This is a genomic window from Mesorhizobium sp. GW821-FHT04C10 (assembly GCF_059420305.1).
The window spans coordinates 877,649-892,772 of record NZ_JBWKTL010000001.1; the positions used below are offsets into that span (position 1 = coordinate 877,649).

The 15,124-nt window shown below is 54.8% G+C and carries 15 protein-coding genes; 6 read left to right on the forward strand and 9 right to left on the reverse strand.

Annotation, left to right across the window (positions count from 1 at the left end; translation table 11 throughout):
• Position 1 precedes the first annotated feature (1 nt).
• From AC07UC_RS04115 to tsaE, 3 genes are read right to left on the reverse strand one after another with little or no spacing between them, the layout of a single operon-like run.
• Positions 2-709 carry a Sua5/YciO/YrdC/YwlC family protein gene (locus AC07UC_RS04115; protein ID WP_494904200.1) on the reverse strand — a complete coding sequence of 236 codons (708 nt, stop codon included), beginning with the start codon at positions 707-709 and terminating at the stop codon, positions 2-4.
• Between the two features lie 38 nt (positions 710-747).
• A complete protein-coding gene (gene tsaB / locus AC07UC_RS04120; RefSeq protein ID WP_494904201.1) occupies positions 748-1,392 on the reverse strand; it encodes a tRNA (adenosine(37)-N6)-threonylcarbamoyltransferase complex dimerization subunit type 1 TsaB in 645 nt (214 codons plus the stop codon).
• 6 nt (positions 1,393-1,398) lie between these two features.
• Entirely contained in the window at positions 1,399-1,836 is a 438-nt protein-coding gene (gene tsaE / locus AC07UC_RS04125; RefSeq protein ID WP_494904203.1) for a tRNA (adenosine(37)-N6)-threonylcarbamoyltransferase complex ATPase subunit type 1 TsaE, read from the reverse strand.
• 300 nt (positions 1,837-2,136) lie between these two features.
• Here tsaE and AC07UC_RS04130 point away from each other — a divergent pair, with 300 nt between their 5' ends.
• Both AC07UC_RS04130 and AC07UC_RS04135 read left to right on the forward strand, forming a co-directional pair.
• Positions 2,137-3,129 (forward strand): hypothetical protein, encoded by a 993-nt coding sequence (locus AC07UC_RS04130; RefSeq protein WP_494904204.1) that lies wholly within the window; start codon positions 2,137-2,139, stop codon positions 3,127-3,129.
• Positions 3,130-3,390: 261 nt separating this feature from the next.
• On the forward strand, positions 3,391-5,223 hold the full coding sequence (locus tag AC07UC_RS04135) for an MORN repeat-containing protein (protein ID WP_494904205.1): 1,833 nt from the start codon (positions 3,391-3,393) through the stop codon (positions 5,221-5,223).
• A 61-nt stretch (positions 5,224-5,284) separates the two neighbouring features.
• Here the strand turns inward: AC07UC_RS04135 and AC07UC_RS04140 are convergent, their stop codons facing one another.
• Complete coding sequence (locus AC07UC_RS04140; RefSeq protein ID WP_494904206.1) at positions 5,285-5,920, reverse strand: recombinase family protein; 636 nt, start codon at positions 5,918-5,920, stop codon at positions 5,285-5,287.
• A 223-nt stretch (positions 5,921-6,143) separates the two neighbouring features.
• On the opposite strand from AC07UC_RS04140, the gene AC07UC_RS04145 reads away from it, so the two are divergent.
• Entirely contained in the window at positions 6,144-6,623 is a 480-nt protein-coding gene (locus AC07UC_RS04145) for a hypothetical protein (RefSeq protein ID WP_494904207.1), read from the forward strand.
• A 604-nt stretch (positions 6,624-7,227) separates the two neighbouring features.
• Here the strand turns inward: AC07UC_RS04145 and AC07UC_RS04150 are convergent.
• From AC07UC_RS04150 to AC07UC_RS04160, 3 genes are all read right to left on the reverse strand, one after another.
• On the reverse strand, positions 7,228-7,800 hold the full coding sequence (locus AC07UC_RS04150) for a hypothetical protein (RefSeq protein WP_494904209.1): 573 nt from the start codon (positions 7,798-7,800) through the stop codon (positions 7,228-7,230).
• Entirely contained in the window at positions 7,797-8,540 is a 744-nt protein-coding gene (locus AC07UC_RS04155; RefSeq protein WP_494904211.1) for a hypothetical protein, read from the reverse strand. The genes AC07UC_RS04150 and AC07UC_RS04155 overlap by 4 nt, the downstream gene beginning before the upstream one ends.
• 102 nt (positions 8,541-8,642) lie before the next feature.
• A complete protein-coding gene (locus tag AC07UC_RS04160; RefSeq protein WP_494904213.1) occupies positions 8,643-8,840 on the reverse strand; it encodes a hypothetical protein in 198 nt (65 codons plus the stop codon).
• Between the two features lie 671 nt (positions 8,841-9,511).
• Here AC07UC_RS04160 and AC07UC_RS04165 point away from each other — a divergent pair.
• Entirely contained in the window at positions 9,512-11,143 is a 1,632-nt protein-coding gene (locus AC07UC_RS04165) for an AAA family ATPase (protein WP_494904215.1), read from the forward strand.
• A 166-nt stretch (positions 11,144-11,309) separates the two neighbouring features.
• Here the strand turns inward: AC07UC_RS04165 and AC07UC_RS04170 are convergent, their stop codons facing one another.
• Positions 11,310-11,924, reverse strand: a complete 615-nt coding sequence (locus tag AC07UC_RS04170; protein ID WP_494904217.1) for a class I SAM-dependent methyltransferase — start codon at positions 11,922-11,924, stop codon at positions 11,310-11,312.
• Between the two features lie 117 nt (positions 11,925-12,041).
• On the reverse strand, positions 12,042-12,362 hold the full coding sequence (locus AC07UC_RS04175) for a YMGG-like glycine zipper-containing protein (RefSeq protein WP_494904218.1): 321 nt from the start codon (positions 12,360-12,362) through the stop codon (positions 12,042-12,044).
• Positions 12,363-12,644: 282 nt separating this feature from the next.
• On the opposite strand from AC07UC_RS04175, the gene AC07UC_RS04180 reads away from it, so the two are divergent.
• Together AC07UC_RS04180 and AC07UC_RS04185 are read left to right on the forward strand one after the other, a co-directional pair.
• On the forward strand, positions 12,645-14,219 hold the full coding sequence (locus tag AC07UC_RS04180) for a recombinase family protein (RefSeq protein WP_494904219.1): 1,575 nt from the start codon (positions 12,645-12,647) through the stop codon (positions 14,217-14,219).
• The gene (locus AC07UC_RS04185; RefSeq protein ID WP_494904221.1) at positions 14,207-15,082 is read left to right on the forward strand and encodes a plasmid partitioning protein RepB C-terminal domain-containing protein; all 876 of its coding nucleotides are present in this window, start codon (positions 14,207-14,209) and stop codon (positions 15,080-15,082) included. The genes AC07UC_RS04180 and AC07UC_RS04185 overlap by 13 nt, the downstream gene beginning before the upstream one ends.
• Positions 15,083-15,124: the final 42 nt, after the last annotated feature.

Here is a 15,124-nt window from a genome sequence, read left to right on the forward strand (position 1 = left end):
CTTAGCCCCAATCCTCGAAGGTCGCACTTGGGAGGTCGCTAACCGCAGCCTCAATCGCCGAGAACGCTATGCCTCCATCCTGCAGCAAGATAGGGCTACCCTGCCGAACGTCGACGATGGTTCTCTTTTGGTCGGCATTTTCACTATGCGCACCTTCGACAGCAATCCAACCTGCCGCGCCAAATCGGGTCGCAGCTTTTTCTACTACCGCCAGAGCGTGCCCGAAGTCAGTTATTGGTGCAGAGGGATATGTCTCGCCGAATAGCTGTCGGGTGGCCAGCGGATACAAAGTAGCACCAGCAATCTGACCCTCTGGGAGACTGTCGGGAACCCTTACAGCTACCGCCTCTTTATCGAAGCTAGAGCGAAACCCTTGGGGCGCTTTAGTTGTACCATTGCAAAGTACTGTCAGGGGACCTGGCGTAAAGCGCTCGAGAACACTGATTGTCGGTAGCGAAAGCGCAAACCAAGCTTCTCCGGGTTTGTCGCTGTTGGTTGATCGCTCCGAAAGAGCGAAGAAGCTTTGGAAGCTGAGTTCGCATGGTCCGGCGTTATCTCCGGATAGCTTGGTCAAAAACTCAGCGGCCGCGTCATCTGCGGCGAGTGCACCCAAAACGTATCCGCAGTCACCTGGAATCAAAACCACCCCTCGCTTCAACATAATCGAGCGAATTGCCTGCAAAGAAGATGTTCGGAGAGCGCCGGCCATCGTCCTCTCCGAAGCCAAAACCGTAGAGATCGGTCGTGTCACAATATTAATGCCTCCGGATAGATAATTTCGACGGGTGGTTGGTGAGAACGAGGCGCTAGCCGACTGCTAACAAGAGATAGAAGTGCAGATGCCGTCGGGTGTTCTACTTCGCTGTCAAAGAATTCTGATTTGTCCAGCGCGCTTATAAGCTGCTGCCGAAATCGGCCGGCTACAGCGTGCGGACCTTTCAAATTGCGAGCGTAATTCACGAGAGCTGGAAGAGTGCCCTTATAGAATCCTTCAAGCTCTCCATTGCTATAGATCGCCATAAGGGCGCTGTCAGAGTTAGCGCCGCGTACGCAAACAACAGGTAAACCCATCCTCTCGCTCGCCGCATAGGCCATAATTTCAAGCGAGTTCGCAGGAAAGATTGGAATTCCCAACGCAATCGCGAGGCCGTTGGCGAATGTTACGCCGGCCCGCACCGCATTTAGTCCTCCCGGACCGACATCGACTGCAATGCCCCGGATCGTGTTTTGGTCTATTCCAGTGACGGTAAGTGCCGACGTAACCATGGCTGAAAGATCGAAGCCATCCGACGCCACCGGTTCATTTTCGGAGTCGTAAATTACGCGATCCATTTTCCGGATCGCAACACTCGAGCGCCTTGTGGATGTCTCTATCGCTAGAATAATGCTCATCGGTGGCTAGATCGTAAGGTTTGCGAGGTTTGCCAACAGGTGCTCCCAACGTGAAGCCCCCGATGTCACAGAAATGACCCTCTGGTTCGGCTCGTCCTCCACAAAATCGAAGTCGATTACCAAGGCGGATGGGTAAATCGTTCTTACTTTACTTCCCCACTCGATTATAGTGATCGCGTCTTCGGTATAATCATTTAGTCCAAGATCTTCAAATTCAGACAGTGAATCAACTCTGTACGCATCCACATGAACTACCTGACCTGCTGCCGTGTCATATATCTGAACCAACGCATATGTAGGGCTAGTTACCAAACTCGGCGATCGAAGCGATGCCAACATCGCTTTCACGAAATACGTTTTCCCTGCGGCTAGGTCGCCATCCAAGAGGATGACATCTCCTTTGCACAAGGACGGAGCCACGATTTCCGCAATCTTGGTCGTCATAAGTGGGCTTGTGCTCATCAGTTGGACATGCTTTGGCGTTTGAATTCCCGAACTTTGCGTCATATTGGATATCAGAGTTACCAGTGCTTTGGGCTCGGCTGGACCGTGCATTGTGTTTGACGCCGATCGTCAGCGCGGGCCACCGTATACACGGTCTTCTTCGCTTGGCCAATTCGATTGCCGCTTGCGTTCCCGCTCCCCGGAACGGCAAGCTGGGTAACGGATCGGCATTCGGTGCAGTGGCAAAGCCGTTGTCCGGAACGCGCTTTCCGATGACACGGCTATATGGAGATAGCCGCCATGCATCACAATCTAAACAGCCGATCACTCGATCCCAACGGGTCGGAGAAGTCGATCATCGCCCTACTAGCGCGGCAAGACAGTGCTCAAGTCCTGTCGATATGGCCGAATGATCTAATCTGTGAGTACCTTCTTGCATCTGATAGCCGCCGGCACACTTGGCATGCATGGCTAGCTGTGCATGGCACGGGCGTTTCCGACGCCGCCGAAACGTACCGGTTTTTTACCTTCGCCAAATCCCGGCAGATTCTCACTGATGCGTTCGACGCCTGCCCTGCCGGCATGGTCTCGACACTCGGTAAGTTGGGACCATACGCCAGGTCAAAACACGTTTATGTGGCGCTCCATCAAGTGCTCGCGGCCGCTGGACCGTTGGCAAACCATGTCTATCAGGCAACGGAATTCCGGGACGACGACATTCTTTCACTGGCATCAGCCTCGACGATGCCAGTGGCGAACCGAGTTTTCCGCTCGCTGCTGAAGTGTAAAATACCCGCCCCGGAGCTGGTTGAACTGCTGTGGGTGATCACACGGCTGTCCCCCATGCACGATGAGCTGCGACTCGTTCGCGCCATTATTCACGGTCGCCAACCGCCTGCAATTCTGGCAAACCTATTCAGTCTCGTGCCATTCCCTGACCCTCCGTTTGAGCAGGTTGGCGATCTCGCTCCGATCACCACAGCGGAACAGCTCCGAGAAGCAGGACACGAATTCAATAACTGCCTGAAGGGTGGAGAAGAGCTTGCTTACGCGCTCGCATCCGTCCAGTCGGGACAGCGATACTTCTATCGCTGGAATGGCGATCCCCCGACGCTCCTCGCATTTTGTCGATGTGGTTCAACGGGGTGGATTTTGGCTGAGCGTTCTGGTCCAGCTAATGCCCGCGTTTCGCAAGTTACGGTCAATCAAATTGGTGAGGTGTTGGCGGGCATTCCCAACGTGCTCGTCGGAAAACGAGGCGCAGGAATGTTAGAGTGGATTTGTGCGAGATGATCTCGAAGGCCGGCCCGCCGTTGATTAGCCTGCCGCCAAAAGCTAGGAAGGCTAATGCTTCAAAGGAGAAAGCCCTTGGCCAAAGTGAGGCGCTTACCCTTGGCGCCCTTCAAGGCGATGAGTGAACGAACGTTGTTCTCAACGCCCACGTTGATGCGCGGGTAGCCTAGGGGGGCGACACTCAAAAATTTCAAATGTGGATCGACCCGGTTTGTAACTGGGTTGCCGTTCGAGCTAAGACTTGGGGAAGGGGCACCTGATATGAGAATACTTCTTTATGCTGGAGTCTTGTGCGCGACTATCGTCGTGAGCGCGGCTGTGGCGTGGGCTGTAGATCCCTTTGGGGCCTGGTCACAGAGAGTGCAGGTTTTTTATCAAAGCGACACCCATTCAGTCGTTCGAAGGAGTGTTCGCGTTTGGGATTTCCATCCAGAGCGGCAACTCGAGTTTCTGTGGGAGCCAAACGACCACGGGTCCTCAGACGGTGCCGTTTCGGAAGATGGTACAGTGAATGGTGAGGGGAAGCTGGTTTGGCGGGTACGTGGATCAGCCAGCTATGACCCACAAACTATATTTAGCAGCTACGTGGGAGGTATGAAAAATGGGAGGGCGGAAGGACACGGACGCTTGGAGATGCGTACAGGCGAAGTTTGGGAGGGTAATTGGACCGGCGGCGAACTCAATGGCCTTGGAATGCATATCGGCCTCGATGGCAGCCGATATGAGGGTCAATTTGCGGCGGGAATGCCCAATGGCAAGGGAGCGCTCTACTCGCCGACAGGAGAGATCTTTGATGGGCTTTTTGTAAATGGCCTGAAGGATGGCCCGGGACATACAACGCTATCGGGCGGCACTAGCTATGTGTCCACTTGGACGCTGGGTGCGGAGTCAGGGGGAGCCCGACCAAGCGCGTTTACCGACGCGACATTGGGAGGCCTAATAAAGGCTGGGGAAAACAGCAGTGTTGCTAGCAAGGCCGAGATCGCTGTTTCAGTAAATCAAAGGCTCAACCTGGAGGCCGGCATGCAGTATCAGGCCACTGTAGGACCAGATGCGATCGAGATCTTTCCCGAGCGCCAGGACGTTGTCAGCGCATGGAACGGGACGTACAAGTTGGATGCCTTTCCGGTCGGCCCATTCAGGATAGAGTGGGAGAAAGTACGCACTTTTCTCGACATTGAGACAAGGAGTAGCGACAAATCTAAGCTTCGACTCAAAAGCACCAAGCTCAAGGTCATCTCAAGCGAAGTGTTCCGTAAGCCAATGTTGCGGGTAAAGAGCGGCTATGGTTGTGTTGGGTACCGACCGTACTTTGCAATAATAAACGATGGCTGGGGAAACGTGAAGGACGCTTCACTTTCGTTCAACTTCATTCGCGAAGGCTATGATAGCGACTGGCAGCTGACAAAACAGGGAGAGCCAAGTTCAACCTTTACCGAGCCGGTCGGAGATTTTTCTAATGGGATAGACGTAACGCTTGAGAAGCTGTTCCAAAAAATGGGTGTTAATGCCAACAGGTTGACGACAGAGCGTTTCACTTGCTCCTCAAATAAAGAGATAGGTATTTGTGGTGACAGGCTGAAAGCCCAGGGGCTTTTCGGTGATCTAAACGACTACGTGTGGGCGAGTGGTCCCGGTATGTCAATGAATGCCACTTTGCAAGGTGACCTCCGATATACCTGGGTCGATGACAACAACGCTACTCACGAAGAAAACGAGCCCTTCGAGACAACTGTAATGGTCGCAGCGATCGAAACCGACCCCCTTTTTGAGTGCGGAGATGGCTACGAGGCAATGCCGGAGGCGATGCGGTTCCAAGATGTTAGACTGGTTCCCAGCAAGAAGGGCTACTCGGTAGATCTGCCGCTACGGGGTAACAAAAACATGCCGAGATTCATTAACCGGCTGAAACTCTGGTCCGACACCTCCTCAATTACGCATTTCAGGATTGTCTCAACGTTTTCGGACGGTAGCGAGCGTCTCAGTAAGCCAGTCACTTTCAACTATTTTAGACCGAACTATTCAAACTTCTCTCCACGTCAGCCGAAGCCGTCATCGTGCTATCTTTCGTCCCAGTATGCCCCGTGCGAATGAAGCGGTGGTTCGGCATCTTCAGCCGTAGGCTGGTCACGCATCTGCTCTCTCGCCGTAGCTATCACAGGGTCTGTTGAACTGCTCTGGTCAGGTTCTTAGCAGTTTGCGGATAGAACCGATTGCCATTGATTGTGACAATACCCGCCTGATTTAATCGGCGGGCCAGCTCAGAGTAGGTCATTGTCTTCCATGTTTCGGGCAGCCTGTCACGAATCTGGTTCGCGTACTTTAGCGCCCTAGACTTGTTTCTCTCACCTAAGGCCCTTCCGTTCTTTCCCAGTGCAGTGCCTCTTAGTCTAGCTTGAACCAGCGCCGCTTTGGTTCGCACGGAAATCAGCCTGCGTTCTTCCTGGGCCAGCGCAGCAAAGATATGGAGCTGAAAGTCAGTTGCATGGGGCATTTCAGCGACGACAAGCTGAACGCCCTTTTCCATCATCGACGCTATGAAGCTGACCCGCCGGGAAAAGCGATCGAGCCGGGCGATCAATAGCGATGCTCCTGCCTTTTTCGACGCAATCATCGCCTTTGCCAGTTCAGATCTTTGATCGTTCCTGCCAGACTCCACCTCGACGAACTCAGCGACAAGCGACCCGTGGACCTGAGCAAATTGCCGGACCATCTGCTGCTGAGCCTCTAAGCCGAGCCCGGACCTCGACTGCTTCTTCGTTGAAACCCGGTAATAGCCGACATATTTCATGGAGCCTCGTCAAACATAAACGCTGGTTTATGTTTTAAGGGCATCATAAATTTGGTTGTTGATGACAACGCCCCCTAACAGCAGAAGTCACAGGCCTTACCACTCATATCCGTTTCCATGTGCCCCAACCTCTTGAATGTCAGATCGAACAGAGAAAGAGCCGTTGGTCGAAGGTTCCGTTCTCAGATGTGCTGCATTTGAATCGGCAAGGAGCCAACTTCGTATGGAAGAGGAAATTTCCCGGTTTATCCTCGCGGCGGCCAAGTTTGAGTTTTTCTTGGTCAACCGTAACATCCGGTTTGCCCACGTGGCGGATGTTCGTGGCCTCAAAGTCGTTGTAGGTGTCAACTGGACCGTGATCGCCAACCAAATAGAAGGCAGCTTCCCTTTCGCCAGCTTCGATTTTTCGCGGCGAGACATCCTCATCTTTAAGGAAACCACTCCGCAATATCTTGTAGCCACGCAAGACGGGGCGCTGAAATGGGATAGCGACAACATTAAGATCGATTCATGGGATCGCCTGTTGTCTAGGAGCTTCGCCCAATTGAGGAACAACGTCGCGCATGGGAACAAGCATCAGATGCCAGCCCCGTTTACCTGCGGTCGAACAGTTGATTTTCTGCGGGCAGGGCACGCGATAATGGATTTCGTTGCTACGGATGTCTTAGGCGAAGCCGATTGGGATACACCAATTTTTAGCTAGCTCAGCTGGAAGTTCCAGCGGTCAAGCGAGGCGAGCGATCCTGTCTTCCTGTCTTTCTGCAACTGACTGTCCTTCGAAGACTTGCAGCCGGCCGCTCACGAAAAGCGTTCTCAGTGCCATAGCACGATGGTCAGACAATTCCCCAACGGAGCCTTAGCTGGGCTGCCATTGCGTTCGCAGGGCCGTTGATCACATTGGGCTCTTCGCCACCTATTTCCGCAGTGCCCAAATGCTCCCAGCCAGCAACATCGATAAAGTAATCTATGCATTGCCTAGATGTTTGGTGGGGACCTGTCCGCCTCAACGCTACCATGACGTATTCGATAGCGTTTCCTGCGGTCTCGGCCTGAACCTTTTTAACGAATGCTTCTGCTGTCTGTCGCAACTCCTGCAACGCGCACATCTCAACAAACACACATTGGGGCGTCGAATTTTCGTACAGCTGGACTTGCCAAGCTGGGGATCGAACTCGTACACCTGTAAGCGCCCTAATCGTCGAAGATTTTCGTGTATTAGCGTCACCCACAATTGCCCAAAACTTCATCCGGTTCCCCACTCATCTCCTAGCTTTCGGGCAACGCCAGCTGGCCGCAAAGTCGTATATTTACCGAACCGGAAATTTCAAGGCACCGTCACGACGGCTTTGTTCCTCGACTTCTTTGCGCCTTGTCCGGAAAGCATTTTCTATTGCCGTAGCAAGGCGCGGCTCCGATGCGGCTACCTCTCTTCGCAGTAAATCCAATGTCTCGGAGACACGGCTCTCAAAACTATCGACAGTAGCTTGAACCCTGTCATCATCCGGAAGGGTTATTACGATTGAATCCGACCTGATGGTCGCCCGGAGCCCGAGCGGCGAATGTGACGGATGGAGCCGAAAACCGTCGGGATCACCGGAGAAAGGTATAGTGATGTCCATCATGGGGAATGACCGGTTCACTCTCTCTCCCCAGCCATCATCAGTCACTCGCCGTTCCTCGCGGCGATTTCCAGATTTCTGATCGACAAGAAGGGTGGGAACATCAAATCGAAGCGACCTGGCAAGCTCGTTCAAAGCTCCGGCGGAGGCAGGATTCGAAACCTGATCCCTTGGCATTCTTGCAACCGTCTCGACCGCCCTGCTCACTCTGGCTTCAAATTCCTGGTGCCAGCTTGGTCCCCGAAAAAGATGTTCGCTCATGCTGCTCTCTCGCCAACAGAATTTGGCTCTGTGAATTCGTGATATTCAATTTTCGCGGTGATCTCGTTCATCGCGTAGTGGACAAACTGCTTGCCGAGATCTGTCAGCTCGTACGGGTCGATGTCGTCGAAGGCAGACTTTGCCGTGGTCGGAGCCTGGCCAGGAGCAGACCGCTTCGACGGCGTCTTCCTGAGGAAGTTGCCTGCGTAGTCCGTCGGGCGATGCTGGCGAATTACGCTCCCGAGCGTCAAATCCCGAATGAGCATTTTGAACAGATCGGCCTCAGCAGAATCCTCTCGCACCTGCGGTTTGCCGAGATTGTTCCACATTTCGCCGCGGGTGATCGCTGGATTTCGGTAAATCTCTCCGATCACCTCAAAGTGGAAATCGGAGTAGAGATTGACCCAATCGATAAAGAGCCGAACGACGTCGTCAGATGCGGTTTCCGCTGCAGCGGCGTTTGTCAGGATGTTACGAAGTCGTTGTCGCTTGTACTCCGTGTCTATCGACGACCAATTTCGAAACGACTTCTTCAACAGCGACTGGTATTGGGGAGACTCGATCCGCTCGGTGACCTTTTCGTCCTTCATGTCCAACCGAGCGACAATTTCGGCGATCGTCTTGCCTTTCTCCCTAAGCTCGTCCTCGAGCATTTGTAGCCACTGTCGGATCACATTGGTCGCGTGTTCTTGCTCCTCTTCCGACCAATGCCCAGCAGCGGCGGAAAGGAAGCTTCCCACAAACGGGATGCCCCCCCGCTGCGTTCATTGCGGTCCTTGACCATTTCTTGACCGAAGACGCGTCGAGCGCTCCCTTGTCGATCTCATCTCCGGATTTTTCCATTAGGCTGCAGTCCTTTTTTCGGCTGCGATCTTTTCGCTTCCAAGATGTTTCCGGCCCTTGAGCACGTCGTTGATACGACCGGGGTTCACCCGGTAGTCAGCGGCAATATGGTGCTGGTAGTCTCCGTTCGAATGCCGCAGCCAAATCTCGACGGCGTCTTCGAACGTCAATTTATATGGGGGATCATTCTCGTTCATTGGTCCAAAGCCTTCTATCAGCCTGGACGGCTTGACAGCGAGTCGAATGAGGGTATGTATCCCTTGTCACCAAACGACTAGCCGCAAGCCATCCAAGACTTTGCGGTTACCGATACGGAGCCGGGGTCGCGAGCCCCGGCTTTGTCGTTTCGGGCAGCAGGAATCTTTTCCGCCACGCGGATGATATGAGTGATCTGCTTTGCTGGAGTCAAGGCGACGAAAAGGAGCGCAACACGCCATTTCGCGATGTGCTAAAATACGCAAACAAATCAAAGGCTTGGCTGGCCTCTTCCCAACGGCTTGTCTGAGACTCGTATGAAGATTGTGCCGGAGCACGTCGGATTCTGGCCCGACTCGTCCAGATTGTGCGCTGCACAACTCACAACCGATTCGATCAGAGTGCGCAAGCCATCTTCACCGCTCCGTAGAGAGTCGGCTCCGGCGCTGTTGCCTCACCTCGGGGCCCGTGTGAATGCCGTCATCCGGGACCAATCCGTCGGCCGAAAGCTCTTGCTAAGCTTGCAGGTCAAGGTAAACCCAGGCTCCGAAACCGAATTTCTATGGCGGATATGAGGGGTTCTTGAGATCCGCAAATGTCAAGACGGCTGCTGGGGCGCCGTCTTTTCTGCAATGTGACCAAGAATATCGTGGTCGAGATATAGGGTTTTATGATGCTAAGTTCGGAGGCCTCTCAATCCAATTTCAGCACAGCGCTGCAACTGTTGGACGGGGCGTCGATAACGTTGCCTGTTTCGCCTGGGGCCCCATTGTTTATCGTCGGTCCGAATGGTGCAGGCAAATCCGGGCTGATGTTGTTCCTCTACCGCGCGAACCATGTAAAGGCAGTTCGAATTGCTGCTCATAGGCAGACTTGGATGGAAAGTAATTTCGTTCCGTTCTCGCCACAAGATAAAATTAGTACCGAGAGTACTATAAAAGGTCAAGATAGCCAGCCAACCGCACGATGGAAGGAATGGAATTCATCTGTGCGCAGCGGTATTGTGATTGCTGACTTGATAGACGCTGACAATGCACTTTCTCGTAAAATACGAGACGAGATCGTTGGTGGAAATACCACGATGGCGGAAAAACTCGCTTCTTCTCTGGCGCCGCTGGACATAATCAACAACCTATTTGGTGAATCTGGTATCCCTATCAAAATTAGGATTGCGGAGAATAGTTCGATAGTTGCCAGCAAAAACGGCGGCCAGAGCTATAGCGTTGCTTCGCTATCTGACGGTGAGCGGGCGGCGTTGCTGATTGCTGGCACGGTGCTAACCGCCGGGAAGGGCTCGTTGATCCTCGTCGATGAGCCAGAGCGGCACTTGCATGCCTCAATCGTGACGCCATTGTTATTGCAGCTTTTTAGCAAACGCCCCGATTGCACGTTCGTGGTATCGACGCACGAGCTAAGCCTCCCGGTGAGCTGTCCTAACGCTAGAACGGTACTGATTCGAGATTCAATGACGATTAATGATGATGTCAACAGGTGGGATCTTGACGTTCTCGAACCGGGCATTGAGATCGACGACGCCACGAAACAAGCGATCATTGGCTCTCGGCGCAAAATGCTCTTTATCGAGGGCACGCAAAACAGCCTGGATAAACCACTCTACGAAATATTGTTTCCCGGAGTTTCGATCTTTCCTCGTTCATCATGTCGTGATGTCGAGCATGCTGTCGCTAGTGTCCGCGACACCAGCGCTGTGGCATGGGTGCAAGCTTTTGGCATCGTGGACCAAGACCAATTAACATCTGAAAAGAAAGCCGCCCTTGAAACACAGGGAGTGTTTCCGCTCTCGGTTTATTCGGTCGAAGCGCTTTACTACAATCCCGCTATAGTCGAGGCGGTGGCGAAGCGACAGTGTGTGGTTATTGACGGAGATGCACAGCAAATGATCGCCCAAGCCTGGGCAAATTTACTCACGGCAGTGTCGTCGCAAGCGGACAGGCTAGCCGCACGCATGACGGAACAGGCGGTTAAGGATCGGATCAGCCTAGGAATGCCTGATTGGAGGAGGATTCAAGCAGGGCACGACGTGGCTATCTCAGTCGATGCGCAGGCCCTCTATCAATCGGAACGCGACCAATTGAAGGCTTGGCTCGATTCGAAAGACGTGAGCAAGATCATTGCGCGGTACCCGATTAGGGAGACAATGGCGCTGGAAGGCATCGTGGGCGCCCTTCAATTCAAGAACAGAAATCAGTACGAATCGGCCGTTCGCAAGCTGGTGATGGACGATGCTGCGATGAAGGCGATGCTGATCGGGTTTTTCGGCGGCCTACCACCAGCATTGGCTTGATATTGGCGTGCCACTGCTCGTCCGTTTCCGAGGCAGCCTAGCGGCCATTCAAATGTCAAAAGGTCGTCGATTCCAGCTAATCGGGACAGTTTGATGGGCTGTAAAATCTATTGCCGAAATGTGCAAAATTAATGTGGCATAATATCAGCATAAACGACCCGCCGGTCTATGCAGCTTTTTTGGCAAAGGCCCAAACCATCAAGGGATATTCCTCATCATTGCTGAGGTCCCTCCATAGTCCGTATGCCCGCACCGGGCCCCCGATATGCGCCTTGGCACAGGCCTTGTTGCCCCAGCCAAACGCCTGTACGTCGTCGTCGCTGAAGCCGCCTTCGATCATCAGTTGTCTGAGGCCGGCAGGCGTCCAGCGGTTATAGTCATGGGGCCTGGCATGCACGCGAAAAAGGAACGGCGTCGCCACCATCGCCCAGCCACCGGGCTTGGTCATGGCGTGGATGTTGGCGGCGGCCGCCTGCGGGCGTTGTACATGCTCCAGCACCTGGTCTGCGATGACGATGGAATATTGCTGCCCCGTGCGATCCTTGCAGATGTCGAAGTCTGGAAAATCGACCGAGCGATAGTCGGGGCAGAGTGCGCGCCAATAGCGGTTCCAGCCCGGCGAGATTTCGATCACGTCGCGCGACTTGCGGTTGGCCGCTTCGAGGAATGTCGTGAAGGCTTCTATCTGGCGGATGCGTAGCCAGTTACGACTGTCATAGCGAAGCAACCGCTTTACGACATGCTTGCTACGATTTGTCAGGGCGCCGGCAAGGCTTGTCATTCTCGACCTCCTCCTGCCCGCCGCAAAAATATTCTTATCCCGCAAACCGCACGAAAGAATGACAACGCGGAGGAGCCGGCGCTTTCAGCGCCGGTCTCCCATCCGGTCAGACCTCAATCAATAATTGCCGTTGTAATACCGGTCGTCGCAGGGCGCGGTGTAGATGCGGCCGTAGCGGTCCTGGTAGCGGCACATCTGTTCGCCACGGGGCTGCTGCGGGGTGGTGGCGGAGCCGACGACGGCACCGAGCAGCGCGCCACTGGCCGCGCCGATCACGGTGCTCTTGGTGTTGCCGCCGATCGCCTGGCCGACTAGGGCGCCGCCGGCGCCACCGAGCAACGCACCCGTGGTGGCCCGCTGCTGGCCTTCGGTCTGCGTCTCGCAGCCGGCGAGTGCTGCGGTCATGAGCACGGCCAGGATAGCCTTCTTAATGATCATCACTAGAACTCCTCTGAAGCCCCAGGAAATGACAACAGGTTGAAAACAGGGGCGATTTCGCCCAATTGCGGGTGCATTGCGGCGGAACGGCGGCGGAACTCGCTCACGAAGTGAATCACGGTTTCCCGGCAGTTGATCGCCATGGTTGCCAAACTGGAAAGGTATCACTCGCTACTGTAAACACCGCCTCGCTCCGCTCACCAACGACCAGACAAAGATGGCGGCTCTTGCCGTAAGGCCATAGATCCCTAGCTTAGGGAGTCGGCATGACGGCGCAAGACGATGGACAAGACTACATCAACCCGCACCACTCCTGAAGGGAGGCGGTGGGTTCGCGCTGCGCAATATCTGCGCATGTCGAAAGAGCACCAGACCTACTCGATCGACAACCAGAAAGATGCTATCCGCAACTATGCCGACATAATGGGCTACGATATCGTCGCCACATACGAGGACGCGGGTCGCAGTGGCCTTAAGTTAGGCGGACGGCCTGGCCTTCAGCGTTTGCTCGCCGATGTGGAGAGCGGCCGCGCCGATTTCGAAACCATCGTTGTCTATGATGTCAGCCGCTGGGGACGCTTTCAGAACATCGATGAAAGCGCCTCCTACGAATACCGTTGCCATATGGCCGGCGTTCGGATCGAATTCTGCGCCGAGCAGTTTTTGAACGACGGCAGTATCGGCTCGAACGTGCTTAAGGCCATCAAACGCAGCATGGCGGCCGAGCAAAGCCGCATGCTCTCGCAAAAGACGTTCATAGGGCAGGCAAGGCTGATCCGGTTGGGATTCCGCCAGGGTGGTAAGCCAGGGCTCGGCTTAAGACGCCAGATTATGGACCATTCGGGACGTCCAAAACTTATTCTCTCCGAGCACGAGCAAAAGAGCGTGCACACCGACAGAACGATCCTGGTGCCCGGGCCGCCCGAAGAGGTCGCAACGGTTCGGTGGATCTTCCGTCAGTTCGTCAAAACGCACATGACGGAGCTTGAGATGGCAAGGCTCCTGAACAAGCGCGGCGTGCTGACGGACCTTGGGCGACCATGGAAGCGGGAAACTGTGCGCGGCGTCCTAACTAATGAAAAATACGTCGGCACCAATATCTGGAACAGGCGCTCTCGCAAGCTGAAAGCAAAGGCAGTGAGCAATCCTCCTGAACAGTGGGTGCGCGCGGAAGGCGCATTCGAGCCGATTGTAGACCACAAGCTGTTCGATCGGGCTCAAGCCATCCACAGAAAGCTCTATTCGCATCTGCTCGTGAGCAATGATGAGATTCTGGCTGCACTGAAGAAGGTCCTGGCGCGTCACGGCGCCCTGTCCAGCTCGATCGTCGACGCCGCGCCTGATTGCCCCAAGGCCAGCTTGTATCATCATCGCTTCGGGAGCCTTCTGAAGGCCTACGAATTGATTGGGTATCAGCCGCCCAAAAACTGGCAGTTTATCACATCGCGAGAGCGACTGGCGTCGCTGCGCACACAGGCGATCGGGGACCTACTGGCCGCGATCGGATGCGTTGGCGGAAAGGCGACCTACGACAGAGAGGCCGACCTCTTGCGGATCAACGACGAGTTCACGGTTGCGGTCGAAATCGCACGCTGCCGCGCTTCCGACCACGGCTATCCTTTCTGGTCCATGGACACCCAACGCCAGTCGGTGGCCGACATTTTCACCCTGATCAGGATGCGCCCGGGTGATCTGCTCATTCGGGACTACCTCATTGCCCCCGCTTCTGAAATCGTCGGCAAATCGCAATTGGCCCCGACCAATGGAGCGCAGCTGGACACCTACCTCTTTTCCACGCTCGACCCTCTCGTCAAGCTGTCAGCGCGAGCCAGTGCGGAGACCCTATGGTGCGGTTGAAGCGTCGTTTGACCCGCGAAGCTGCCTACAAGGCTTTGCACGGCAGCGCCCAGAGACACGCCCGCGAAATTGCTGTCGATCAACCTGGGTCGAAGGAGAAGCTGTTCGCGCCCAAGCTGTTGCCGGCCTACAAGGCGGCGTGCGGCCGCAAGCGCGATTTCATACGAGAAACCGAGGAAGCGGAACGCTGCCTGATCCGTGTGGCCGAAGCGATTCGCGTGATCATGAATGACAAAGAGTTTCTCTCGTTGCTCATGTCAGAGGGGTTTGCCACCATCCCAAACTGCCTGGTGCAGAGGTTACACGACGACGCTACGTTTGAGAGGGCAACAGCAAAGCATGCCGGCATGTCGCCCGCAGGCAGCAGCGCGGGCCGGCAACCTGTCAGCGGGATTTGCCCGGACGTCCTCGCTTTCCTCCAAGACTGCCCTGTGAAGGTGAAAATCTTCGGCTTGCTACGGCATGTGCTCCCCCCCAGGCAATTGGAGATTGCCCGACTGATGGTTGCCATGGAGCGGGTCACGTTTACTTACGCAAAGATCCTTGTCGCTTTTACGCCGCGCGCGCTACTGGCCGAAGGGTTCGATCCGGCGACGATTGCGAACGTGTCGGAAGATCAACTGAGCGCGATGACGCCAGAACTTGGCAGGCTAAGCAGTGAATTTCTGAGCGCCGTGCAGCGACGTGGCTCTGTGAGCCTGGAACTGCTGGCAACTGGCCGCTATTTTGACCGGCTGATGGATAATTCAAAGGTGGTGCGCTACCTCGCACACAACTTCCCAGCCCAATTTGAAGAGTTTCACAGCTTGTCGCTGCGCCCCCCAAATGAGTGGATTGCTATACCCATTAAACGTCCTGCCTAGCGCACGGCCCATAAAGGCTGGACTGCGAACCGACAGCGGCTT